The sequence below is a fragment of the Schaedlerella arabinosiphila genome (assembly GCF_003885045.1).
Taxonomy (GTDB): domain Bacteria; phylum Bacillota; class Clostridia; order Lachnospirales; family Lachnospiraceae; genus Schaedlerella; species Schaedlerella arabinosiphila.
In genome coordinates this window covers 2,182,825-2,205,017 of the sequence record NZ_RHJS01000002.1, presented here as the reverse complement: position 1 = coordinate 2,205,017, position 22,193 = coordinate 2,182,825, and the positions used below count along the sequence as shown (strand labels likewise).

Genomic DNA, 22,193 nt, shown 5'->3' with positions numbered 1-22,193 from the left:
ATTCACTTTGTTCTTGTGATTTTTCCGGGAATGTTGTAAAATATACAGCGGGGTTTCAGCAAGCGTATTTAGGAGTGAAGAATGGAGGAACATAGATGGACCGATTTGTGATTACCGTGAACAGACAGTTTGCCAGCCATGGACGCGAGATTGCAAAGCGCCTGAGCGAGATCCTGGGGGTTCCCTGCTATGACGGCGAGATGATTCAGGAGGCCGCGGAGGAGCTGTCGATCCCGGAGGATGTGGTGGAGAGGGAAGAGGAGACGGCCGTGCGCCAGCCCCAGCCGGCCACCCGGATTCCGTTTGCGATGGCAAGAAACAGCAGCAGTACCCAGGACGAGATCTTCGAGGTGCAGTCGGAATTTATGAAACGTGTGGTGAAGAAGGGAAGCTGCGTGGTAGTCGGGCGCTGTTCGGACTATATACTTTCCGAGGAAGAGAACGCCCTGCATATCTACATCTTTGCAGAGTATAAGGCAAGGCTTCAATACTGTATGGAAGTGCTTGGGCGCACGGAGGAGGACAGCCGCAAGGCCCTGCGTGAGATCGATGAGATGCGGGATTCCTACTCCCTGGAGTATTCCGGATACCTGGCGGAAGACAAGGAATATAAGGACATCCTGATCGACAGCAACACCATGGGGGTGGAGGCCACCGCCCAGTATCTGGCCGTGGCGGCCAGGATGAAGTTCGGCCTGTCCTAGGAGAGCTAAAGCCCTGGAAGTTTTTCCATATGCGGATAGAAGATAAAAAGATACGGCAGGAACCAAAACAAATTTCCCGGTTCCTGCCGTTTTTTTTTTTTTTTTCTATATAGGGTGCGCCCAGCTAAGGGCTTGGAATTCGGTGGGTGAAAGTCCTACGGTGTAAGGTACAAGCTATACCGCACCAAGCGAGTCTTGGGTGGACAGCAGAGATGCTGTCTGCTAAGCGTAGACAGCGAGATTGCAGGGCATAACTGCACATAGCTTCGATATGAAAATGAAAGTGGGAAGGCAGAGGTGCTCCTATACACTGAAAGCAACATAACTGTAGTCACTAAGAGCGAGAATACAGTTGCTTCCCCGGAGTTTTGAGGTTGGTCATGCAATCAAGGATTTCAAGTCAACTGGAGGAGGTCTGTCTGGTTCCAGATGAGTTGCGTACATCAGGTATGCGGAACAACTGTCGAAGGGAGAACCGCAAATGGCCAGCAGAAGTCGGATGGCCGAATAGTACACGGTAAAACATACAGTGGAAGTCGAGAAATGCCTGTCCTCGCAGGCTAGCCATGCAAAGTCATATCAAGGAGGAAACATAGACTGTACGCAGAGACAGGAGGAGCTATGGAAACGAAATTGGCGAGAATATCACAACTATCAGGCGAACATCCAGACATGGTATTTACGTCCATAGGGCATTTGATAAATAAGGAATTATTAAAAGAGTGCCACAAGGAAATGGACGGAAAGAAAGCAGTAGGAACCGATGGGATAACCAAAGAGGAATACGGGGCAAGGCTGGAGGAAAATCTGGAAGAATTAGAGGAAAAGCTTAAGAAGAAAGCATACAAGCCCAAGCCAGCAAAAAGAGTGGAGATACCGAAAGAAAACGGAAAGACACGGCCGCTCAGTATCTATTGCTATGAAGACAAACTGGTGCAGGAAGCATTGAGACGAGTACTGGAAGCAGTGTTCGAACCGCATTTCTATGATGAAATGATGGGATTCCGACCAGGGAGAAGCTGTCATAAGGCATTAAGAAAGCTGAACGGAATGCTGGAAAAAGAAAAGACAAACTGGGTATTGGATGCGGATGTAAAAGGATTTTTCGACCACTTGGACCATGAATGGATAATAAAGTTCATAGAATCAAGAATTAAAGACCCAAATATCATCAGGCTGGTACGCCGGATGTTAAAAGCCGGAATCATGGAAGATTACAGATATGAAGAGACAGAGGAAGGAGCCGGACAGGGTTCGGTCTGCTCACCAGTAATCGCAAACATATATATGCACTATGTACTGGTGTGGTGGTTCAAGGAGAAAATGCAGCCGATCATGAAAGGGTACGCAGGGTTGGTGGTATATGCGGATGATTTTGTAGTCTGCTTTCAATACAAAACAGACGCAGAGATGTTCTATGAATATTTAAAGCGCAGAATGATGCACTTTGGACTGGAAATGGAGGAGAAAAAGACGAGGCTGATAGAATTCGGCCGATTTGCAGAAAGGAACCGGAAAGAACGTGGAGACGGGAAACCGGAGACCTTTACATTCCTCGGATTCACGCATTACTGTTCGCATGGAAGAACGGGAAAGTTCAGAGTGAAGAGGAAGACCAGTAAGAAAAAGCTAGCAAAGAAAAGCAAGGAAATAAATGCTACGATAAGAGATATGAGATTCCTACGCATAAACCAGATAGTAAAGAAGCTGAATGAAATCTTAACTGGTTACTATCATTACTACGGAATTACTGACAATTCAAGAAGCCTGAACTCATTTTATAATGTAGTATGGTTCAGGTTATTCTACTGGCTGAATAGAAGAAGCCAGAGAAGAAGCTATACAAAGGAAGGATATAAGGAATTGATGAGACAATTCCCACTCGTCCGACCACGTATCTATGTCAGTATATACGGATAGTTGTAGATGTATTAGCTTTGCAGGGAGCCGGATGCGGGAAAGCTGCACGTCCGGTTCTGAGAGGGGTAAGCCCCGCAAGGGACTTACCTACTTACCGTGCGCCCAGCTAAGGGCTTGGAATTCGGTGGGTGAAAGTCCTACGGTGTAAGGTACAAGCTATACCGCACCAAGCGAGTCTTGGGTAGACAGCAGAGATGTTGTCTGCTAAGCGTAGACAGCGAGATTGCAGGGCATAACTGCACATAGCTTCGATATGAAAATGAAAGTGGGAAGGCAGAGGTGCTCCTATACACTGAAAGCAACATAACTGTAGTCACTAAGAGCGAGAATACAGTTGCTTCCCCGGAGTTTTGAGGTTGGTCATGCAATCAAGGATTTCAAGTCAACTGGAGGAGGTCTGTCTGGTTCCAGATGAGTTGCGTACATCTGGTATGCGGAACAACTGTCGAAGGGAGAACCGCAAATGGTCAGCAGAAGTCGGATGGCCGAATAGTACACGGTAAAACATACAGTGGAAGTCGAGAAATGCCTGTCCTCGCAGGCTAGCCATGCAAAGTCATATCAAAGAGGAAACATAGACTGTACGCAGAGACAGGAGGAGCTATGGAAACGAAATTGGCGAGAATATCACAACTATCAGGCGAACATCCAGACATGGTATTTACGTCCATAGGGCATTTGATAAATAAGGAATTATTAAAAGAGTGCCACAAGGAAATGGACGGAAAGAAAGCAGTAGGAACCGATGGGATAACCAAAGAGGAATACGGGGCAAGGCTGGAGGAAAATCTGGAAGAATTAGAGGAAAAGCTTAAGAAGAAAGCGTACAAGCCCAAGCCAGCAAAAAGAGTGGAGATACCGAAAGAAAACGGAAAGACACGGCCGCTCAGTATCTATTGCTATGAAGACAAACTGGTGCAGGAAGCATTGAGACGAGTACTGGAAGCAGTGTTCGAGCCGCATTTCTATGATGAAATGATGGGATTCCGACCAGGGAGAAGCTGTCATAAGGCATTAAGAAAGCTGAACGGAATGCTGGAAAAAGAAAAGACAAACTGGGTATTGGATGCGGATGTAAAAGGATTTTTCGACCACTTGGACCATGAATGGATAATAAAGTTCATAGAATCAAGAATAAAAGACCCAAATATCATCAGGCTGGTACGCCGGATGTTAAAAGCCGGAATCATGGAAGATTACAGATATGAAGAGACAGAGGAAGGAGCCGGACAGGGTTCGGTCTGCTCACCAGTAATCGCAAACATATATATGCACTATGTACTGGTGTGGTGGTTCAAGGAGAAAATGCAGCCGATCATGAAAGGGTACGCAGGGCTGGTGGTATATGCGGATGATTTTGTAGTCTGCTTTCAATACAAAACAGACGCAGAGATGTTCTATGAATATTTAAAGCGCAGAATGATGCACTTTGGACTGGAAATGGAGGAGAAAAAGACGAGGCTGATAGAATTCGGCCGATTTGCAGAAAGGAACCGGAAAGAACGTGGAGACGGGAAACCGGAGACCTTTACATTCCTCGGATTCACGCATTACTGTTCGCATGGAAGAACGGGAAAGTTCAGAGTGAAGAGGAAGACCAGTAAGAAAAAGCTAGCAAAGAAAAGCAAGGAAATAAATGCTACGATAAGAGATATGAGATTTCTACGCATAAACCAGATAGTAAAGAAGCTGAATGAAATCTTAACTGGTTACTATCATTACTACGGAATTACTGACAATTCAAGAAGCCTGAACTCATTCTATAATGTAGTATGGTTCCGGTTATTCTACTGGCTGAATAGAAGAAGCCAGAGAAGAAGCTATACAAAGGAAGGATATAAGGAATTGATGCGACAATTCCCACTCGTCCGACCACGTATCTATGTAAGTATATACGGATAGTTGTAGATGTATTAGCTTTGCAGGGAGCCGGATGCGGGAAAGCTGCACGTCCGGTTCTGAGAGGGGTAAGCCCCGTAAGGGACTTACCTACTTACCGAATCCCCCTGTTTCAGTCTTTTTTACAGCGGATATCCAATACCCGGCACGCCTTGCGCAGCGTGACCCTGTAGATTCCATAATACAGCAGGGAGACCGGGACGGCCACCAGGGCGCAGATCCACAGAGCGGTCAGCTCGCTGGGGCTAAAGCTCTGATCATTGAGATACAGGATCATGGCAAAAAAGCAATAGATGGCGCTGGTGCCCACGACTGCCGGTGTGAGAAAGACGCGTTTTGCCTGATCCCTTACCGTATGATACAGATAGGGATCGGAGGCGCCCAGACGCCGCAGGTCTTCATAGACCAGCCTTCCGGACAGCACGATGGTCATAGTCCTGGTAAAGGCGATGACAAACACGGCTGCGAAACATACAATGGCTATAAAAATGAAAAGCATGAAATAGACAGCCAATGTCTTCAAAAAATCCTGTTTGTCCAGAATCCGGAACTTGGGCATATATTCCCAGTTCAGCCGGAACGCAGAACTGTCCCGCTCGTTATAATCAATTTTTTCGAATCCGTGATCCTCTATATGCTCCGGGTCGAGAAAATAAAAGCCTTTTTCGTGATCGTCAATCTGCTTTACGACCGGGTCCCAGCTTCGGTAGAGCTCTACGTTTTGATCGGAATGGTCTGTAATGTCATAAAACAGAGCCTTGGCAAAATCATAGCTGTTTTCCCAGTCCGTTACGTTAAACAGGCACAACATTTCCTTCCATTCCTCACTCAGGCCCGTTTCCATGGACAGAAAATCTTCGTCGTTCATCACATAGTATCCGAAAAGGGTGTCATGCTTTAAGGGGACGATGGAATCGACCTTCATGGTCTGCCCCGACAGTGTATTGGTGACCAGTGACACATCGCGGGAACTGTAGGAGTCCGGATTTGCGTCCCCGCGGAAAACCGCGCCCAGTGTTCCAGGCTTTAGCCCCGGCGCGTCCCCGGTATAGCTGGCGTATGCCGACTCCGGCAGAAACAGCGCCGAACACAGCAGCCTTCGGTACCGGAGTTCCTCCGTCATGCCCACGGCCTGCTGGGTCCAGATTCTGTCCATTCCGTCCACTCCCAGCCGGATTGCCGGGATATCGGTCCAATCCGTGATCTCTACATCATACCTGCCTGCCAGTGTTTGTACTTCCGGTTTTCGAGGAATCTTCTGGTCCATCCGGAAGCGGTAGAGAAAGTCTGTCTGCCTTAAGCTGTACTCCGCAGCGGAGCCCGTCCCTGTGACGGGGGTATAGAAGGACGCGAAATAAGCGCCTGCGATCAGTATGCTCATGACCAGAAGGGTCTGCACGGTCTGCCGGCCCTGGAATTTCATCTGGCTGTCGGACACCAGGTTTTTATAGCGGTGCGTACTCTGCCTCCATCCGTTTACGACCGTATGCAGAAGGATCATGTACAGGCCGGTCAGGGCCGGAAGATATAAGAGAGCCGACAGAGCGCCCGGCGGATTCCAGTGGAAGACGGACATGAAAAACGAAGGGCCCTGGTATCCGAGAAAAACACCTGCGCACAGGAGGGCAATCCCAAGCTTCCCATAGCTTTTCGGCACGCTGCGGATGGGTTCTGACCTGTGGCTTTCGTGGATGATGTCAATGACGCTGATCCTCTGGATGGAACGGTATCCTGTGAACAGCAGCAGGAAGAGGATCATCAGGGAAAATGCCAGTGTAAAGACAAAAGCCCGGGGATCTAAAAACAGCGTCATTTCTTCCGTGTCTACAACCAGCAGCCGGAATAACGTCCACAGGCCCCTGGTAAAGGGGATGCTCAGTACAATGCCGCAGATGCAGGATAGGGCCAGGAGCAGGCACATTTCCTTTAAGACCTGCATGGCCAGAAGCCTTCTGTCTGCCCCGAGGGCCAGAAAGATCCCGGTGTCTTTGGATCGCTGCCGGAAGAACAGGCCGGCCGCGTACAGGGAAAAGACCATGCATCCGATGGCGGTCAGAACGAAGATCATCATCACCTGCTTCCGGCTGTCTCCGCCTTCCGGCAAAACGGTGAGGATCGTGGGCGAGTACATCATGGAGATATAGGAGGAGATCAGCAGGGCGGAAAAAAACAGGCAGCCGAACAGCAGCAGGTATTGTTTCCGGTTCTGTCTCCTCAGCGTTTTATAGACTTCAGAAAATGTGTTCATTTCGTATCACCTTCCCATCTCCCTTATCGCATTCAGCAGTTCGTCCTGGAACGCGCGCCGTTCTCTTCCGTCCCGTAATAATTCCTTCCAGACCAGTCCATCCTGTAATATGATGACCTTGTCGCAGAAGCTGGCCGCAAACGAATCGTGTGTGACCATGAAAATGGTGGCGGACAGGGAATCCCTGGCCTGGAGAAACGTGTCGATTACGGCTCTGGCGGACTTGGAATCCAGATTCCCGGTGGGCTCATCCGCAAGAATGAGCTGAGGGTGGTTGATCAGGGCCCTGGCAACCGCGGTGCGCTGTTTCTCGCCGCCTGAGATTTCCGCAGGGTATTTTTCACAGATTTTTTCGATTCCGAAAATGGTGCACAGATGGTCCGCCTGTTCCTCGGCGGCATCGGATATGGTATTGCCGATGATGGCCGGGAGGAGGATGTTCTGCCTCACCGTCAGCCCGTCCAGAAGGAGAAAATCCTGGAATACAAAGCCCAGTTCCCGGCTGCGGACTCTTGCGATCTGTGTTTCGTCCAAAAGGCTTAAGTCTGTATCCCCCAGCTTCACCTTTCCGGAATCAATCGGTATATACCGGGAGATGCAGTTCAAAAGGGTGGTCTTTCCGGAGCCGGAGCTTCCCATGACCGCCGCAAATTCCCCGTCCATAACCGTGAAAGAGACCCCTTTGAGGACGGGATAGATGGTATTGCCTGCACCATAACTTTTTTGCAGTTTTAAAACCTGCAGCATAAATATCACTTCCTTTCTGCAGGGAAGCGTAGCACAAAGGCGGTTTCATTTCAAAAGGGCATGTCATTTATGGCACAGGACAGGTCAATGTCTGCAGGGGGAGTGGCAATTTCATCAAAAACGGCAGGTTTCATGTAAAGTTTGGTTTTATACAAATTCGGATTTATGGTAAGATAGAATTGCCTGAAACGGGAAATGGATGTTTTGTGCGACAGGCAGACAAAGGAGGGGATGATCGTGATCCGGATCGGAATATGTGACGATATCTATGATGCCAGGCTGATGCTTCGTGCCGCGCTGGAGCAGATTTTTGAGGGCAGGGGGCTTATGAGTACGACTGTGGAATTTTCTTCCGGGGAACGGGCGCTGCGCTGGCTTTCGGCCCACAGAGGGGAATTGGACGTCCTGTTTCTGGACATCAAAATGACAGGTATGGACGGGATGGAAACGGCCCAGAGGATACGGAAAGCGGACGACCGGCTGGAGCTGGTCTTTGTCACCAGCTACTCGGACCGGGTTTTTGACGGGTACTCCGTGGGGGCGCTGGCCTATCTCATGAAGCCGGTGAAAAAACCTCAGTTGGAACCCATTGCGGACCGTATTCTGGCGAAGCTGTACCAGAATGAAAACAGTACGTTTTTTTGCAAATACGGGGAGGTGACCTACCGGATTCCTTATAAAAAGATTCTCTATTTTTATTCGGAACGGAGAATGGTTACCTGCGTGACAGCGGAGAGGGAATATGTATTTTACGACAAACTGGATCATGTGGCGTCCCGGCTTGGAAGACAGTTTGTTCGGATTCATCAGAGATATCTTGTGTATGCCCCGGCAGTGGAGGAGGTTTCAGCAGCGGAGGTCCATATCGGAGATGCCGTGCTGCCTGTGAGCCGCTCCTGCAGGGAATCGGCCATGATGGCACTCACGTATGCGGCGTTGGAGGACTGAACATGGAATCTGTTTATATCATAGAACCCCGGGGGATGTTGGAGTGGCTTTACAGTATGGTCTGTATCCTGCTCGGCGGATTCTGCATTTACCGGTTATTTGTCTGTTATATACAGCCGCGGCAGAACTGGATCTGCAAACTGGTCCTGTTCGCCGCGTTTGGCATCAGCAGCTTCATGCCCATCTGGCTGGGAGATGAAAATCTGCTCCTGACCGCCCCTCCCTTTATCGGGACGGTTATGCTCTGTACGCAGGGAAACAGATATGGGCGTCTCTGTACGGTGTTTACGTTCTTCTGTCTGGAAATGTCCCTCAGCGCCTTTTTCGGCACCTACCTGGAAGGTGTCGGGCCATACACGAGCAGCTCCAGAATGGTTTTTGACGGATGCAGGTGCGTCTCTTATATCCTGATCTTTTTTTATCTGAAAAGGAAACTGCCGGAGAAATGGGTGTATCTGCCGAAGCGGCTCTGGAAGATTCTTTTCTGGTTTTCGCTGATGCCGCTGGGGACTTTGGCCGCGCTGGTCACCCTGGGTATGAGCGAACGCTTCGGTGATCCCGCGTATGTCCAGATCTGGGCGATGGGGCTGGTCATTCTGCCTTCTGTGTTTCTGACGTCCTTCACCATCCTGGCTGCGGTTTCCGCACTTGCGGATTATGAGCAGATGGAGAGGGCTGTGCATCTTTTGGAACTGCGGGAAGACTATTACGAGAGCCTTAGGCAGGAGGAAACCCGAATCCGGCATGTCCGTCATGATATGAAGAATCATCTGTTTACCCTCCGGGGATTGCTTGCAGGGGGCAAGCCGGGGGAGGCTGCCGCGTATCTGGACGGCCTGCTGGGGGAAGTGCAGCCGGGGCAGAAGGCGCGCTTCTGTGAAAATGAGGCGGTCAATGCGCTCCTCTGTTCCAAAGTGGATCTGATCCTGCAAAAAGGGCTGGACTACGATTTTCGGATTTTGCTGGAAGAGAGGATTTCCATTGCGGACATCGATTTGTGCTCCCTGATCGGAAATGCCCTGGACAATGCCATACGCGCCGCCGTTTCGGCAGAGGATCAAAAGATCTCCCTGCGGTGCCGGTGCGATAAGGGGATGTTCATGCTCAAGGTGGTAAACGGGTTTGGCGGGGAGATTGACGGCCGGCTGAAAACCACAAAGCCGGACAGCGGCAGGCACGGATTCGGAATCCCCGGTATGCGGGAAATCGCGGCCAGATACGGCGGGTCGCTGGAGGCAAAGGCGCAGGGGGATCGGTTTGTACTTGCGGCCTGTATGCCGCTGCGGCGCACGTCTGAGCAGGGCGCAGAAGGAAAGGAACTGCAATGAGTTTGTTGTATTTTTCTGTGAAAGCCTGTATACTAGGAAAAAAGAGAGCCGGTTTTACTGGTTCTTTGGAGGCGCCATGCAGGCCGCCTGAAAACAGACCGGGGATATACGATCGTATTTTTGAGAGGAACAGGTGATTAAGATGGAAATTGACAAAATGTTCAACGTTAACGCAGACTGCCAGCCTGATCTGCATTACATGGTCGATATTACAGAACGCCTTCAAAAGATAAAAGAAATGGTAGACGCTGGTCAGTATTTTACCATCAACCGGGCCAGACAATATGGAAAGACAACGACACTCCAGGCATTGGGGGCATTTTTAAAAAAGGATTATATCGTGGTGAGTCTGGATTTTCAAATGCTGGGTGCGGCAAAATTTAAAGACGAAAATGTTTTTTCCGTTGCTTTTGCCAGACATTTTATTCGGGCGTTGGAAAGAGATGCAAGGATTAATCCCAGACAGACTATGCCCTTAAAGGAAGAGCTTAAAAAACATAAAACAGAACTGGAACTTCTGGAGCTATTTGAATTTTTAAGCGATATCTGCAGAGAGGCCCCCAAACCGGTCATCCTGCTTGTCGATGAGGTGGACAGTGCTTCGAACAACCAGGTTTTCCTGGATTTTCTTGCACAGCTTCGTGGATATTATATCAACAGGAAGAGTGTTGCGGCTTTCCACTCTGTGATCCTTGCCGGGATTTATGATGTGAAAAGCATAAAGAGAAAAATCCGTTCTGATGAGGAACAGAAGGTCAATAGTCCGTGGAATACTCGCGAAGGCAACGAGCCAAGTAAAAGCAAGCTTTTACTTGGCGACTGTACGCGGGATCGTATGGTACTTGTACCATACGATATTGCGGCAGATTTCCTGATAGATATGAGTTTTTCGGTAAAAGATATTATCGGAATGCTGAACGAATACGAGAAGGACCATCATACCAATATGGACATCTGTCAGATCGCGGGGCTGCTTCATGATTATACATCAGGGTATCCGTATCTGGTATCCAGGCTTTGTAAACTTATGGATGAAAGGGTTGCCGGTGATGAATTATTTCCAGACAGGCAGAGCGCGTGGACGGAAGATGGATTTTTGAAGGCGGTCCGTATTTTATTATCTGAACCAAACACGTTGTTTGATTCGCTGCTCCATAAGTTAGAGGACTATCCAGAGTTGGATTCGATGCTCCGAAGCCTTCTCTTCCAGGGAAAAGAAATCTCCTATGTAATCGGAGTACGGTCGATTGAAGCTGCTCTGATGTTTGGCTTTGTAAAAATAAGGGACAATCTGGTACAAATCGCGAACCGGATATTCGAAACATTGCTGTATAATTTTTTCCTTGTATCCCCGGAAATGCAGCGGGAGGGGATCTGCGATGCCGCATGGAAAGACAAAAACCTCTTTATAGAAAACGGACGGTTGAATATGAAGAGGGTCATAGAGCGGTTTGTGATACACTTTGATGACCTCTACGGGGATCTGGGAGAGAAATTTTATGAAGATGACGGACGGCGGTATTTTATGCTGTTTTTAAAGCCTGTAATTAACGGGCAGGGGAACTGCTATGTGGAAGCCGAGACAAGAAACAGAGAACGAACGGATTTGATTGTGGACTATCATGGAGAGCGTTTTATCATCGAAACCAAGGTCTGGTATGGACCTGCAAGACATGCGGAGGGGGAACGGCAATTGTCAGATTATCTGGAGCATTACCATTTGAAAACAGGGTATATGGTGACATTTCAGTTTAATAAAAGAAAAGAAATCGGCGTCAAAGAAGTTGCTGTGGGAGATAAGGTGCTGGTGGAGGCCATCGTGTAGATACGGAATGTCTGCCCCAGGCATCTTTTTTCACTTTTCCATGCGCTTTGCCGGTTTGGCTGCGTGGAACCTTTGTTTAAGTAAAGTTAAGAAGAGTATATGACAGCGGCGGTTTTGAAATACGGTCAAAGCCGCCGCCTGTATTGTGTGACTTTGAGAGACGAAGATTCTACCGATACATTTTATTACAAATCAGGACCATTTCGATACAATGGGATTGTTCTTTTATCCCATATCTGTTATTCTGTTAAGAAACGTGGTGATGAAAATGATAAAATTCGCAATTTGTGATGATGAGCCGGTTATGGCACAGGAGATTACAAATCAACTTTCACAATATATGCAAGAAAAGGGGCTCACTTCGTACTGTGTCAACAGCTTTTCAAACGGTCGGTCTCTTTTGGAAAACGGCTGTGATTTTGATGTGATTTTCCTCGATATTCAAATGGAATATCTAAACGGGATGGAAACCGCTAAAATGCTCCGCCAAAGGAAAAATCATAGTATATTGATTTTTGTGACCGTTTTGAAAGAGTACGTTTTTGATGCCTTTGAAGTGGAGGCGTTCGATTATTTAATCAAACCATTGGATAGCGGTCATTTCAAGAGGACCATGGACAGGGTAATCATATCTTTACAGTCGAAAGAGGCCAAAAGCATTGTTATACAGCGAGGAACTTCCTGCGAGGTCATTTTGTTGGAACAGATTTTATACTGCGAGGTACAAGGCCGAAAAATTTATATCCACAAAAATGACGGAAAAATCGTTGACTACTATGACAAGCTGGAAGATATGGAACAGCGCCTTGACAGGCGGTTTTTCAGGTGTCACAGAAGTTATCTCGTCAATCTTGAGTATGTCCGCGGATGCAATGCCGGACAGGTCATGCTGTCACAGGGCGATAAAATCCCTGTTTCCAGATTGCGTGAGCGAGATTTAACGCAGGCTCTTTTGCGTTATATGAAAGAGAGGGATTTTTGATATGGACTATTTCAGCCTATGCCTTGACGGTCTTTGCCTGCTTGGGCTAAGTGCAGTGCACATTGCGTTTGTCAGCCGTCTGACCGGGAAGAAACAGAAAATATGGCACTTCGTGATCTACTTTTTTCTGCTCTGTACCATACAATGGTTTTTCACTACATTCGACTTTCACGATGTGCTGCCCGTCGGTGCGGAGCTGCTTCTACTATACAGCGTGAGCCGTCTGGCTTTGCAAAACCGGCGATTTGTATCCTGGGCCGCTGCAATTTTGGCAGTTTATATTTCTCAGCTTTCTTTCGGTATCGTCAACTCGGTAGAGGCAATACTATTCTCCCGTATGGTCGGGAAAAAACTGCTGTATCCGTTACTTCTTTTAGCAACGCTGTCCGTCTTTGCAGTCTGCGCCTGTTGCTGCGGTGCGGTATTGAAATTTCTATCTCTGACAGAAGATCCTCAAATGCCGTATGTCGGTTTGCTGCTATTTCCCGGATTGTTTTTCTTTGCTGCTGAACTGTATATTCTGCAAACTTCATATACCGTCTTACCCTCCTACATTTCGTTAGGGGAGATCGGAAAACACAGTGCGTTATTCGTCATGCAAATCCTGGGGCTGGCCGCGTTGCTTTGCACACTGTATGCCTACCAACACATCTGTCACAGCTTTCAAACGCAGGCGGCGTTACGATCTTTGGAGCAGGCAACCCAAGCGCAAAAAAACTATATTGCCGAGGCACAAATGCGTTACGAACAAACGAAGGCATTTCGCCATGATATTGCAAATCACTTGTCTGTACTTAATGGGCTGTTAAATCATGGAGAACTGGATGAAAGCAAAGCATACCTGAACAAGATGAAAACGGTTTCAACTTCCCTGTCTTTTCCATACCAAACCGGCAATCCGGTAGTGGATATTTTGTTGAGTGAAAAATTGGGACTGGCAAAGGAAATTACAGCAGAGATTTCTCTGTTACTGCCAAGGCCCTGTGGGATAGAAGATTTTGATCTGTGCGTGATTTTTGCAAACGCTTTGGATAATGCAATCAATGCGTGCCGGTTGACCGAGGGAGTAAAGTCAATTCGTATTAGCGGAGAGCGGCAGGGCGATTTCTATATGCTGGCATTTGAAAACACCTGTTTAGATGAACCGCTGCCTCCAGCGGGAATCGGGCTTTCCAATATCAAATCGGTGGCGGAAAAATATGATGGTGCGATGCTGACAGAAAAAGTGGGACAGCGGTTTTTTTTGAATGTGCTGCTGAACATTTCAACAGGAAAAGGAACGTACCAAAGAAACTGGGAATAAGGAAGCTATTTCCTTTGGAAAAAATGTATTTATAATAGAAGCCGGTTTAAGGAGAAATTCTTTTGGAAAATTAATAACAAGTGTTAACTAACAACATGTGTTAACCGATATATATAATATCGGGATATACAGCGGTACAATAAAAGAGGCAGTTGACGGTTTATCGGCAATTGTGTCAAATTCGTTCCTAGGGAGGTGAAATTATATGTCAAAGAGAGAAACAACGCCCAGCGAGAGCGAATGGCAGATCATGGAAGCATTTTGGGATAGCGGCGTTCCCCTGACGTCTTCAGAGATTATACGCAGACTTGCAGGTAATACAGATATGACGCCTAGAATGGTACGGGTCTTGATGAACCGATTATGCCAGAAACGGCTTTTGGATTATGTGGTAGATGAAAATGATGCAAGGGTTTATATTTACACCCCGTTAAAATCCAGAGATGAATGCCTGAAAGAGAAGAGTAACAGATTTGCAGACAGTTATTTTTCAGGAAGTCATGCGAATGCTGCCGCAGCATTGTTGAAAAATGTCACATTGACAGAAGAACAGGCAGAGGAACTGAAGAGTATTTTAGAAGCCTGCAGGTTTTCAGAAACAGGCAGGGAGAAGGAAGGCCAAGGCAAATGACAGACAGCCTGATGTTAAAGACATTGGATTTCACGACTGCATATTTTGGCGTGTTGCTCGGTCAATGTGCCCTGATTTCTTTTTTTCTGTTTCCGCTGATTTTTCTTCTAAGAGAGATTTTATTCAAAAAAAATATATTTTTAAAAGGGATGTCATGGGGATTATTATTGCTTACCCCATTTCTGGGTAAGCTTAAAATCATTTATGAGGAAGACCTTTTTCGACGTCTGCTGGATTGTTGGAATATACCATGTATGAATTGCTGGTGGGTTAGATATGGATATCTGTTTGGGATGATAGTTTGCGCGGTTTTTTTGTTTTCAGGCAGGAAAAGGCTTGTCAAATTTGTGAAACAAATGGAGCGTGTTCAAATTTGCGGGCAGGAAGTGAGGATCAATAAGCTGGCGGCAACTCCGTTTACGGCAGGTTTGTTTTGCCCGGATATTGTGGTGCCGGAGGTAATGCAAAAGGAGCTGGAAAAAGAAGAACTGGAAGTCATCTTGATGCATGAAAATAACCACATCCGGCTGGGGCATTTGTGGTACTATCTGTTATGGGATCTGCTGCAGATCCTGTTGTGGCCGAATGTATTTTTTGGTATATGCAGGAAATATTTTCAGCAGGATTTTGAGGAGATCTGTGATCGTATCACCATTCAGAAAAGCGGGCAGAGTGCGTATGATTATGGTATGTTACTTTTAAAAAGTATTCAGATTTTAGGAAACGGAAAATCTGGCGCAGAGGGAGGAGGGGCAGCCGTGGCTTTTGCGGGAGAAGGAGATTATGGAGAGCTGCGGCAGCGGATTTTAAAGGTTTCCGCCTTTCGGCCGTATCCAAAGCCGGCAGTAGTGGCATGGGGCGTCGCTGGCATCATGATGCTTGCCGGGGTGTTCTTTCTGGTCATACATAGCTCTTATCCGCGTTATGTGGAAGAGAATTATATCGTAGTGAAAGAGAATAACAAAGACCCCATCGTCATTCTGGACAGTGAGGAATATGCCCATGCATTATCATGGGATGATTCACGTGTTTTGATTCATAGGGTGGCCATGGACCGGCTTCTGGAGAAATATGGAGTAGAGGGAAAACAGTTCTGGCTTGGATTTGGTGGATATTCTAAAATTCCGAAAATGGGTTCAGGAGGAAACTGCGTGGAAGTGGATTACCGTGGAAAAGAAGAAATTTTACAGATACCTTATAGTAACAGCGAAAATAATTTTTGGATCGCACTTGTGAAACAGATGCCATGATGTCATAAGTTGGTCATTCAAGGAAGGAGACTATGATTATGAAACTGAATTTGAACCCCATAGTACAAAACCAAATTTTTAACGTATACCGTATGAATCAAAGTGCTGTACAGAAAACTGGGAAGGTTTGGGATGCTTCGGCAGAGAAAGGACATAAGGATATGGCTTTTATCTCACCCCAGGGAAAGAGGGAAAGTCTCATTGAGACGCTTATGAAACAGAAAATGAATATCATGGAACAGAAGGATTCTCTGATCAGTTCTGCTAAAAAAGAGGGAAAGTCGATGGAGTCCATTCAATCCCAGTTAGAGGTCTATGAAAAACAGCTTAAAGATATAGAGGATCAGATTTCCAAAGCTATGACCAAGGAAATGGAGAAGCAGGCTGAGAAGAAAAAGAAAGACGAACCGAAGACAGAACAGGAGCTTGAAAATGAAAGGCTTGCAAATGTAATGGAGTTATCCTCAGGCTTGCAGAAAGCAGAGATGGTTAGTTCCGTCAAGGCAAGGGTCGATGGGGAAGCGCGTGTTTTGAAATCGGAGATTGAACTGGATCAGCTGCATGATCCATCTGAAGAGACAAGTAAGGAAATGATTACGGGGAAGGAAGGTCAGCTTGCTGATTTAGAGCAGAAATCCAATGAACTTCTCTCAGACATCGGAGAAAATATAGGGGAGACAGCGGAAAAGGCAGAGCGGCAATCCATTCAACCATTACAAGATGAGGGAAGCAAGGGAGCGCTGACGGGGGTGAAGCTGTCAGAAGGAAAAAGATTAGACGGTTGGGAAATTACATATGTGCAAAGTGAAGATGCTGTTTCATTGGCAAACACATACCAACCAGGCGGCATTAAGGTGGTGCATACAGAAGATAGGCATTATTTGAGAAATACGGAACAGTATTTCGGAGTGTTTGAACAATATGCAAAGAGGCAGATCAGTGAAGATGAATTCACGGCATATTCTGCTGCATTTGGAAGTAAAATTCGAACCACTCTGCACACGGATCGGAGTACGGTAGGGGGACTGAACGCCCTTGTGAACGAGATGAAGGAGAATATTTCGAAGGGAATCGCCAATACTCCTGATAATCTGAAAACAAAACTTTTCGCAGGCGGAATAGAAGTGACGTGGAAAGAATTGATGAATATGCAGAAGACGGGAGAGTACATCGACAATTTTTTAGATGCCGGAGGTTCGGGTACCTATAATACTTATGCCAACATAGGGATTGCGAGGGCCTATGTACATAAATCAGGTCTGGGCCTGACGGAAGATCAGGTAAAGGTTTTAAGTGAAGCGGTAGAAAAGAAGATAGACAGGAAGCTGGAAAATTCAAAGCTCCTTTTAGATCTGGCAGCGGCGGATAAACAAAATCCCATGTGGGAAGGGTATTATATTGGCGGAACCAGAACGCAGCCGGTTGCTTCCAATACGAAGATGATTTCCGAGATTACAGAGGCATTTTCTAAGATTGATCCGAATGATAAAAGTACTTATGATGCGGCAGTGGAAAGATTTCAGGAGATTATGCGGCCATGGGAGGAGACTTTTGCAGGCTATGTAGCAAGACAGGAGCCGGGCTACGCAAGTTCTTATGTGTATGAGAAAGAGAGAAATTCCAAGGCAGGGTTTCAGGCTATTTGGAATGGAACATATTAGAAAAAAGTGGATTTCACGACAGCCCCCTTCTTACGTTTCAACTGCTCCAAGCACAGGATATGTCCTGCGTTGGAGCAGTTCCTTTTTCGCTTATTCCTGAGCTGCGAGCAGGTCTTCGAGCACATCCTCCACGGAGTCCGTCACATAGGTGGAATAGTAAGAGATACCCGGCGCAGAGTTGGACATGGCATAGCTGGTTCCCACGGTCTGCAGCATCTCCACATCGTTGTACTGGTCGCCGAACGCCATACATTCCTCGGGCCGGATCTGCAGCACATCCAGGAGCTTCAACAGGGCGGTTCCCTTGTTGGTTCCGGGAGCAATAAAATCAATCCAGATATTTCCGGAAGTCACCACTTTGATCTCCGAGCTGAACTTTGCCTTCAGATGGTGGAGATATTTGTCTATGATGTGGGGGCCGTCCTTCATATTGCAGATGGCGATCTTTAAGATCGGCCCCTCCACGTTCCGGACATCCTCCACGATCTGCGTTGTATTTTTCATGACATGGACAATATGGTTTACAAAGTCCGGGTCATGGTTCTCGATAAAGCAGGCGTCTTCCCGGGACACTACGATCTCAAACTTCCCGTCCTTTTTCACTTCGTCGATGATCCGGCGGATCAGCTCCGGGGCGATCACTGTACGGGAGATTACATTTCCTTTGTGAATGCAGATCGAGCCGTTTTCCGCGATATAAGAGATCTGATCCTTCACAGGCTTAAAAAGATTTACTTCATTATCATACTGGCGTCCGCTGGAAGCGACGAACACAATGCCTTTTTCCGTCAGTCTCCGAACCAGATCCAGGGCGCGGGGAGTCAGTTCCTGAGCTCCGTTCTGAAGCAGAGTCCCGTCCAGATCACTTGCCACTAATTTTATCATATGCTGCACCATCCCTTTCAGAACAATGTGAGTATTCACAGTCACTTCACACAAATGCGCAAAAACAGCGTTTTTGCCTTGCTATATTATGGCGCAGTTTTGCCTTCTTGTAAAGCAGTTTTTCATGAAAGGTCAAAAACCCCGTCCTCGGCGTGTTACAGTTCACGGCCCAACCGGCCGCGAACTGTAACGCATCCAGCCCATTGAAAAGTCGCCTGACGGCGAGGGGCTGGATGCACGCAACCGCTATTTTACTGGCCGGATGCCTTGCAGCAGGGTGCAAGGAAAGCACAAAGCCAAAGCTATTGCATTTCGAGTTTTGAAAGCATATAATAGGAGCTGTTGACAATGAGACAATCAGAATTTCGGGAGGGATTCATTTTGAAAAAAATTGGAATTACAGTGATAAAGTCCGCGGGCTTCTTTCTGGGTTGGGTAATCATAGCTTCGATACTGCCGTTATCCTCTTCGGAGGAACCTGCTGTTTGGAGATTGTGGGCAGAAATTATGCCGTTATTGGCGATTCTCGTTTTTACGTTCATTTTCTGGTTTGTGGAAAAGAAACAGGTAAAATTACATTTATTAGATCATCCCGTCAAAGGAATCCTGCTGGGAACTGTCACAGGGGTTGTTTGGCTTGCGGTTCCTGTTTGGATCATGTACATGGCAAAGTGCATCCACTTTGGAGGAATGAACTCGATAAAATGGTTCTCTGTCTGGATGCTCGCGGCATTTTTGAATGTCATTATGCAGGAGCTTCTTGTTCGGGGCTATCTGTATCAAATGCTCAGGCAAAAACACAATATAGCTGCCGCCGCGGTTGTTACAACAGGTATTTTCACAGCGCTGCACGGCTGGGCATTTGAAGCGGGTATCATTCCCGTATTCAATGTTCTTACGATGAGCCTGCTCATGACGGCGGTCCTTGAATACAGCGGTTCTATTATAGCGCCCATTGTCATGCATTTTTTATGGAATGGAATTGGCGCATTGATTTTAGGCGGCGTATCGCTTGCCGATGACTATCCAAGCCTGCTGATTACGACTTTTACCGGAAACGAACTTTTATCCGGCGGAGTTTGCGGGATAGAAGGAAGCGTGATTGTTTTTATTGTCAATCTGGTTCTGGCGGCCCTTTTTATCTTCTTGAATATAAGGAAAAAATCAGAGCCGAAATAATGCAGCAATGCGCATTATTTGAGAAAAAGGTTGATTTTACCGGGAAATAGTGGTATACTTGACGACAGTTACATAAGGAACCCGGCGGAAGAGTGGACGAAAGTTCACTCTTCTTTGTTGGAGAAAACCATTTTGCAGGAAAGGAAGTTACAGCGTGTCAAGACGAGAAGAGTATGAGAGCAGGACAGAAGAGCTTTTGGAGCCGATCGTGTCGGAAGCCGGATTTGAGCTGGTGGATGTGGAATATGTAAAAGAAGCCGGAACCTGGTATCTGAGGGCTTATATCGACAAGCCGGGGGGAATCACGGTGGACGACTGCGAGGCAGTCAGCCGGAGGTTCTCGGATATTCTGGATGAAAAAGATTATATTGAGGACAGTTATATCTTTGAGGTGAGCTCTCCGGGGCTGGGGAGGCCTTTAAAGAAAGAGAAGGATTTCCAGAGGAGCCTGGGGGAGGACGTGGAGATCCGCACCTACCGGCCCATCGACGGACAGAAGGAATTTGAAGGGGCCCTAAAAGCATTTGATAAAAATACCGTGACCATTGCCTACGAGGATGACGCAGAGCAGATATTCCAAAGGAGCGAGATCGCATTGATCCGTCTTGCGCTGGATTTCTGAGAACGGACTGGGGCAGAGGACGATACATTGTGATAGAAAGGAAGTAAAGAAAATGAACACAGAGCTACTGGAAGCGTTGACAATTCTTGAACAGGAAAAGAATATCAGTAAAGATACCATGATGGATGCCATTGAAAATTCTCTGATCAGTGCGTGCAAGAACCACTTTGGGACCTCCGATAATATCAAGGTCATTATGAACAGGGAGACCTGCGACTACGCTGTATTTGCGGAAAAGGAAGTGGTGGATGAGGTGATGGACCCGGCGCTGGAGATCAGCCTGGAGGAAGCGGAGCAGATTGATTCCAGCCTGCAGCTTGGAGATGTGGCGCAGATCCGGGTGGAGTCCAAGTCCTTCGGCAGAATCGCCACCCAGAATGCCAAGAACCTGATCCTGCAGAAGATCCGCGAGGAAGAACGCAAAGTGGTCTTTGACCAGTATTTTGAAAAAGAGCGGGATATCGTGACCGGTATCGTCCAGAGATATGTCGGAAAGAATATCAGTATCAACCTGGGCAGGGCGGACGCCATGCTGACGGAAAACGAGCAGGTCAAGGGAGAAGTATTCCAGCCCACGGAGCGCATCAAGCTCTACATCGTGGAAGTGAAGAATACGCCCAAGGGGCCCAAGATCCTGGTGTCCCGTACCCATCCGGAGCTGGTGAAGCGCCTGTTCGAGGCGGAGGTGACAGAGGTTAGCGACGGGACGGTGGAGATCAAGAGCATTGCCAGGGAGGCAGGCTCCCGTACCAAGATGGCCGTCTGGTCCAACGACGACAAGGTAGATCCGGTGGGCGCCTGCGTAGGTCTGAACGGTTCCCGTGTCAACGCGGTGGTCAGTGAGCTGCGGGGGGAAAAGATCGACATCATCAACTGGAGCGACAACCCAGCGCTTCTGATTGAGAACGCCTTAAGCCCGGCCAAGGTCATCTCCGTTATGGCCGACCCGGACGAGAAGGCGGCCAGCGTCATCGTGCCGGACTATCAGCTCTCCCTGGCCATCGGCAAGGAGGGGCAGAACGCAAGGCTGGCGGCAAGGCTGACCGGATATAAGATCGACATCAAGAGCGAGACGCAGGCCATCGAGTCGGGAGAACTGCCGGCGGATTACATGGATCAGATGGAAATGATGGATGAAGACGGCTATGTGGGGGAATATGAGCCCTATGACGAATATGAGGACGACGGAAACGGCGCGGATTACGGAGAAGGCGGCACCGGATATGAGGACATTTCTGCCGGATACGGGGACGGCTACGGAGACGAGGCGTCTGCAGGATATGAAGAAGCTCCCGCCGGCTACGAAGACAGTTACGAAGAAGAAGCTTCCGCCGGGGCAGAAGCGGATATAGAAGAGACAGAGAGGGAATACGAGGAGGAAGTTCCGGAAATTGAATTTGTGGAAACGGAGCAATGATCTTGACAGAAAGCTGCATCCGTCTGAGAGGTGATATGATTGGCGAATAAACGCAAAATACCGATGCGCAAATGCGTCGGCTGCGGAGAGATGAAACCGAAAAAGGAGCTGCTGAGGATACTCAGGACAGAGGACGAAGGCTTTGTTCTGGATACCACCGGAAAGAAAAACGGCCGGGGGGCATATATTTGTTATTCCAGGGACTGTTTTCAGAAGGCAGTGAAGAACAAAGGGCTGGAGCGTTCCTTTAAGCAGGCGGTCCCTGCGGAAGTATATGGACATCTGGAGAAGGAGATGGAAGAGATTGAAACAGGATAAAGTGCTGTCGCTGGTCGGCCTGGCTACCAAAGCGGGAAGAGCGGTCAGCGGCGAGTTTATGACGGAGCGGGAAGTAAAATCCGGTCGGGCCGCATTGGTCATCCTGGCAGAGGATTCATCGGAAAATACCAGGAAAAAATTTTGCAATATGTGCGAATATTATGAAGTGCCAATTTATATTTACGGAGATAAAGATACCTTAGGGCATGCAATGGGAAAAGAATTCCGTGCATCTCTGGCGATATTGGACGAAGGATTTGCGGACGGGATTCAAAAACAGTTGAACATGAACGATAGACAATTGCATAAAGGAGGTAGTATTTGAC

Annotated in this window: 19 protein-coding genes; 16 read left to right on the top strand and 3 right to left on the bottom strand. The window is 47.6% G+C overall.

What is annotated here, in order from left to right; genetic code table 11:
* Positions 1-95 precede the first annotated feature (95 nt).
* The 3 genes from EBB54_RS10815 to ltrA (EBB54_RS10805) all read left to right on the top strand — a co-directional run bounded on the left by EBB54_RS10815 (position 96) and on the right by ltrA (EBB54_RS10805) (position 4,526).
* Positions 96-704: a cytidylate kinase-like family protein gene (locus EBB54_RS10815; protein ID WP_125127433.1), complete on the top strand. Its 609-nt coding sequence runs from the start codon at positions 96-98 to the stop codon at positions 702-704.
* A gap of 621 nt (positions 705-1,325) precedes the next feature.
* Entirely contained in the window at positions 1,326-2,624 is a 1,299-nt protein-coding gene (ltrA, locus tag EBB54_RS10810; RefSeq protein WP_004070134.1) for a group II intron reverse transcriptase/maturase, read from the top strand.
* A gap of 603 nt (positions 2,625-3,227) precedes the next feature.
* Positions 3,228-4,526, top strand: a complete 1,299-nt coding sequence (gene ltrA, locus EBB54_RS10805) for a group II intron reverse transcriptase/maturase (RefSeq protein ID WP_004070134.1) — start codon at positions 3,228-3,230, stop codon at positions 4,524-4,526.
* Positions 4,527-4,635: 109 nt separating this feature from the next.
* On the opposite strand, the gene EBB54_RS10800 is transcribed toward ltrA (EBB54_RS10805), so the two are convergent.
* Positions 4,636-6,771, bottom strand: a complete 2,136-nt coding sequence (locus tag EBB54_RS10800) for an FtsX-like permease family protein (RefSeq protein WP_125127432.1) — start codon at positions 6,769-6,771, stop codon at positions 4,636-4,638.
* Between the two features lie 6 nt (positions 6,772-6,777).
* Positions 6,778-7,518 (bottom strand): ABC transporter ATP-binding protein, encoded by a 741-nt coding sequence (locus EBB54_RS10795; protein WP_125127431.1) that lies wholly within the window; start codon positions 7,516-7,518, stop codon positions 6,778-6,780.
* A 195-nt stretch (positions 7,519-7,713) separates the two neighbouring features.
* On the opposite strand from EBB54_RS10795, the gene EBB54_RS10790 reads away from it, so the two are divergent.
* From EBB54_RS10790 to EBB54_RS31140, 8 genes are all read left to right on the top strand, one after another.
* A complete protein-coding gene (locus tag EBB54_RS10790; protein ID WP_125127430.1) occupies positions 7,714-8,466 on the top strand; it encodes a LytR/AlgR family response regulator transcription factor in 753 nt (250 codons plus the stop codon).
* Positions 8,467-8,468: 2 nt separating this feature from the next.
* On the top strand, positions 8,469-9,794 hold the full coding sequence (locus tag EBB54_RS10785) for a sensor histidine kinase (protein WP_125127429.1): 1,326 nt from the start codon (positions 8,469-8,471) through the stop codon (positions 9,792-9,794).
* Positions 9,795-9,936: 142 nt separating this feature from the next.
* The gene (locus EBB54_RS10780) at positions 9,937-11,619 is read left to right on the top strand and encodes an AAA-like domain-containing protein (RefSeq protein ID WP_125127428.1); all 1,683 of its coding nucleotides are present in this window, start codon (positions 9,937-9,939) and stop codon (positions 11,617-11,619) included.
* A 262-nt stretch (positions 11,620-11,881) separates the two neighbouring features.
* Positions 11,882-12,601, top strand: a complete 720-nt coding sequence (locus EBB54_RS10775; RefSeq protein ID WP_243127624.1) for a LytR/AlgR family response regulator transcription factor — start codon at positions 11,882-11,884, stop codon at positions 12,599-12,601.
* A gap of 1 nt (position 12,602) precedes the next feature.
* Positions 12,603-13,904 (top strand): sensor histidine kinase, encoded by a 1,302-nt coding sequence (locus tag EBB54_RS10770; RefSeq protein WP_125127426.1) that lies wholly within the window; start codon positions 12,603-12,605, stop codon positions 13,902-13,904.
* A gap of 205 nt (positions 13,905-14,109) precedes the next feature.
* Entirely contained in the window at positions 14,110-14,535 is a 426-nt protein-coding gene (locus EBB54_RS10765; protein WP_125127425.1) for a BlaI/MecI/CopY family transcriptional regulator, read from the top strand.
* Entirely contained in the window at positions 14,532-15,785 is a 1,254-nt protein-coding gene (locus EBB54_RS10760; protein WP_125127424.1) for a M56 family metallopeptidase, read from the top strand. Before EBB54_RS10765 ends, EBB54_RS10760 begins: the two co-directional genes overlap by 4 nt.
* 38 nt (positions 15,786-15,823) lie before the next feature.
* Positions 15,824-17,446 (top strand): hypothetical protein, encoded by a 1,623-nt coding sequence (locus tag EBB54_RS31140; protein ID WP_243127622.1) that lies wholly within the window; start codon positions 15,824-15,826, stop codon positions 17,444-17,446.
* Between the two features lie 90 nt (positions 17,447-17,536).
* Here EBB54_RS31140 and EBB54_RS10750 read toward each other — a convergent pair whose 3' ends face one another.
* Positions 17,537-18,331 carry an HAD family hydrolase gene (locus EBB54_RS10750; RefSeq protein WP_125127423.1) on the bottom strand — a complete coding sequence of 265 codons (795 nt, stop codon included), beginning with the start codon at positions 18,329-18,331 and terminating at the stop codon, positions 17,537-17,539.
* A 381-nt stretch (positions 18,332-18,712) separates the two neighbouring features.
* Between EBB54_RS10750 and EBB54_RS10745 the strand changes: the two genes are divergently transcribed.
* From EBB54_RS10745 to EBB54_RS10725, 5 genes are all read left to right on the top strand, one after another.
* On the top strand, positions 18,713-19,510 hold the full coding sequence (locus EBB54_RS10745; protein ID WP_125127422.1) for a CPBP family intramembrane glutamic endopeptidase: 798 nt from the start codon (positions 18,713-18,715) through the stop codon (positions 19,508-19,510).
* A 154-nt stretch (positions 19,511-19,664) separates the two neighbouring features.
* Complete coding sequence (rimP, locus tag EBB54_RS10740; protein WP_125127421.1) at positions 19,665-20,132, top strand: ribosome maturation factor RimP; 468 nt, start codon at positions 19,665-19,667, stop codon at positions 20,130-20,132.
* A gap of 52 nt (positions 20,133-20,184) precedes the next feature.
* Positions 20,185-21,549: a transcription termination factor NusA gene (nusA, locus tag EBB54_RS10735; RefSeq protein ID WP_125127420.1), complete on the top strand. Its 1,365-nt coding sequence runs from the start codon at positions 20,185-20,187 to the stop codon at positions 21,547-21,549.
* 39 nt (positions 21,550-21,588) lie between these two features.
* Positions 21,589-21,867: an RNase P modulator RnpM gene (gene rnpM / locus EBB54_RS10730; RefSeq protein ID WP_004078777.1), complete on the top strand. Its 279-nt coding sequence runs from the start codon at positions 21,589-21,591 to the stop codon at positions 21,865-21,867.
* Complete coding sequence (locus EBB54_RS10725) at positions 21,854-22,192, top strand: L7Ae/L30e/S12e/Gadd45 family ribosomal protein (protein ID WP_004078778.1); 339 nt, start codon at positions 21,854-21,856, stop codon at positions 22,190-22,192. The genes rnpM and EBB54_RS10725 overlap by 14 nt, the downstream gene beginning before the upstream one ends.
* Position 22,193: the final 1 nt, after the last annotated feature.

What these genes read in the sequence shown, in the direction of transcription:
- EBB54_RS10815 (WP_125127433.1), top strand. Translation starts at nt 96, where the DNA reads ATGGACCGATTTGTGATTACCGTGAACAGACAGTTTGCCAGCCATGGA.
- ltrA (WP_004070134.1), top strand. Translation starts at nt 1,326, where the DNA reads ATGGAAACGAAATTGGCGAGAATATCACAACTATCAGGCGAACATCCA.
- ltrA (WP_004070134.1), top strand. Translation starts at nt 3,228, where the DNA reads ATGGAAACGAAATTGGCGAGAATATCACAACTATCAGGCGAACATCCA.
- EBB54_RS10800 (WP_125127432.1), bottom strand. Translation starts at nt 6,771, where the DNA reads ATGAACACATTTTCTGAAGTCTATAAAACGCTGAGGAGACAGAACCGG.
- EBB54_RS10795 (WP_125127431.1), bottom strand. Translation starts at nt 7,518, where the DNA reads ATGCTGCAGGTTTTAAAACTGCAAAAAAGTTATGGTGCAGGCAATACC.
- EBB54_RS10790 (WP_125127430.1), top strand. Translation starts at nt 7,714, where the DNA reads ATGGATGTTTTGTGCGACAGGCAGACAAAGGAGGGGATGATCGTGATC.
- EBB54_RS10785 (WP_125127429.1), top strand. Translation starts at nt 8,469, where the DNA reads ATGGAATCTGTTTATATCATAGAACCCCGGGGGATGTTGGAGTGGCTT.
- EBB54_RS10780 (WP_125127428.1), top strand. Translation starts at nt 9,937, where the DNA reads ATGGAAATTGACAAAATGTTCAACGTTAACGCAGACTGCCAGCCTGAT.
- EBB54_RS10775 (WP_243127624.1), top strand. Translation starts at nt 11,882, where the DNA reads ATGAAAATGATAAAATTCGCAATTTGTGATGATGAGCCGGTTATGGCA.
- EBB54_RS10770 (WP_125127426.1), top strand. Translation starts at nt 12,603, where the DNA reads ATGGACTATTTCAGCCTATGCCTTGACGGTCTTTGCCTGCTTGGGCTA.
- EBB54_RS10765 (WP_125127425.1), top strand. Translation starts at nt 14,110, where the DNA reads ATGTCAAAGAGAGAAACAACGCCCAGCGAGAGCGAATGGCAGATCATG.
- EBB54_RS10760 (WP_125127424.1), top strand. Translation starts at nt 14,532, where the DNA reads ATGACAGACAGCCTGATGTTAAAGACATTGGATTTCACGACTGCATAT.
- EBB54_RS31140 (WP_243127622.1), top strand. Translation starts at nt 15,824, where the DNA reads ATGAAACTGAATTTGAACCCCATAGTACAAAACCAAATTTTTAACGTA.
- EBB54_RS10750 (WP_125127423.1), bottom strand. Translation starts at nt 18,331, where the DNA reads ATGATAAAATTAGTGGCAAGTGATCTGGACGGGACTCTGCTTCAGAAC.
- nusA (WP_125127420.1), top strand. Translation starts at nt 20,185, where the DNA reads ATGAACACAGAGCTACTGGAAGCGTTGACAATTCTTGAACAGGAAAAG.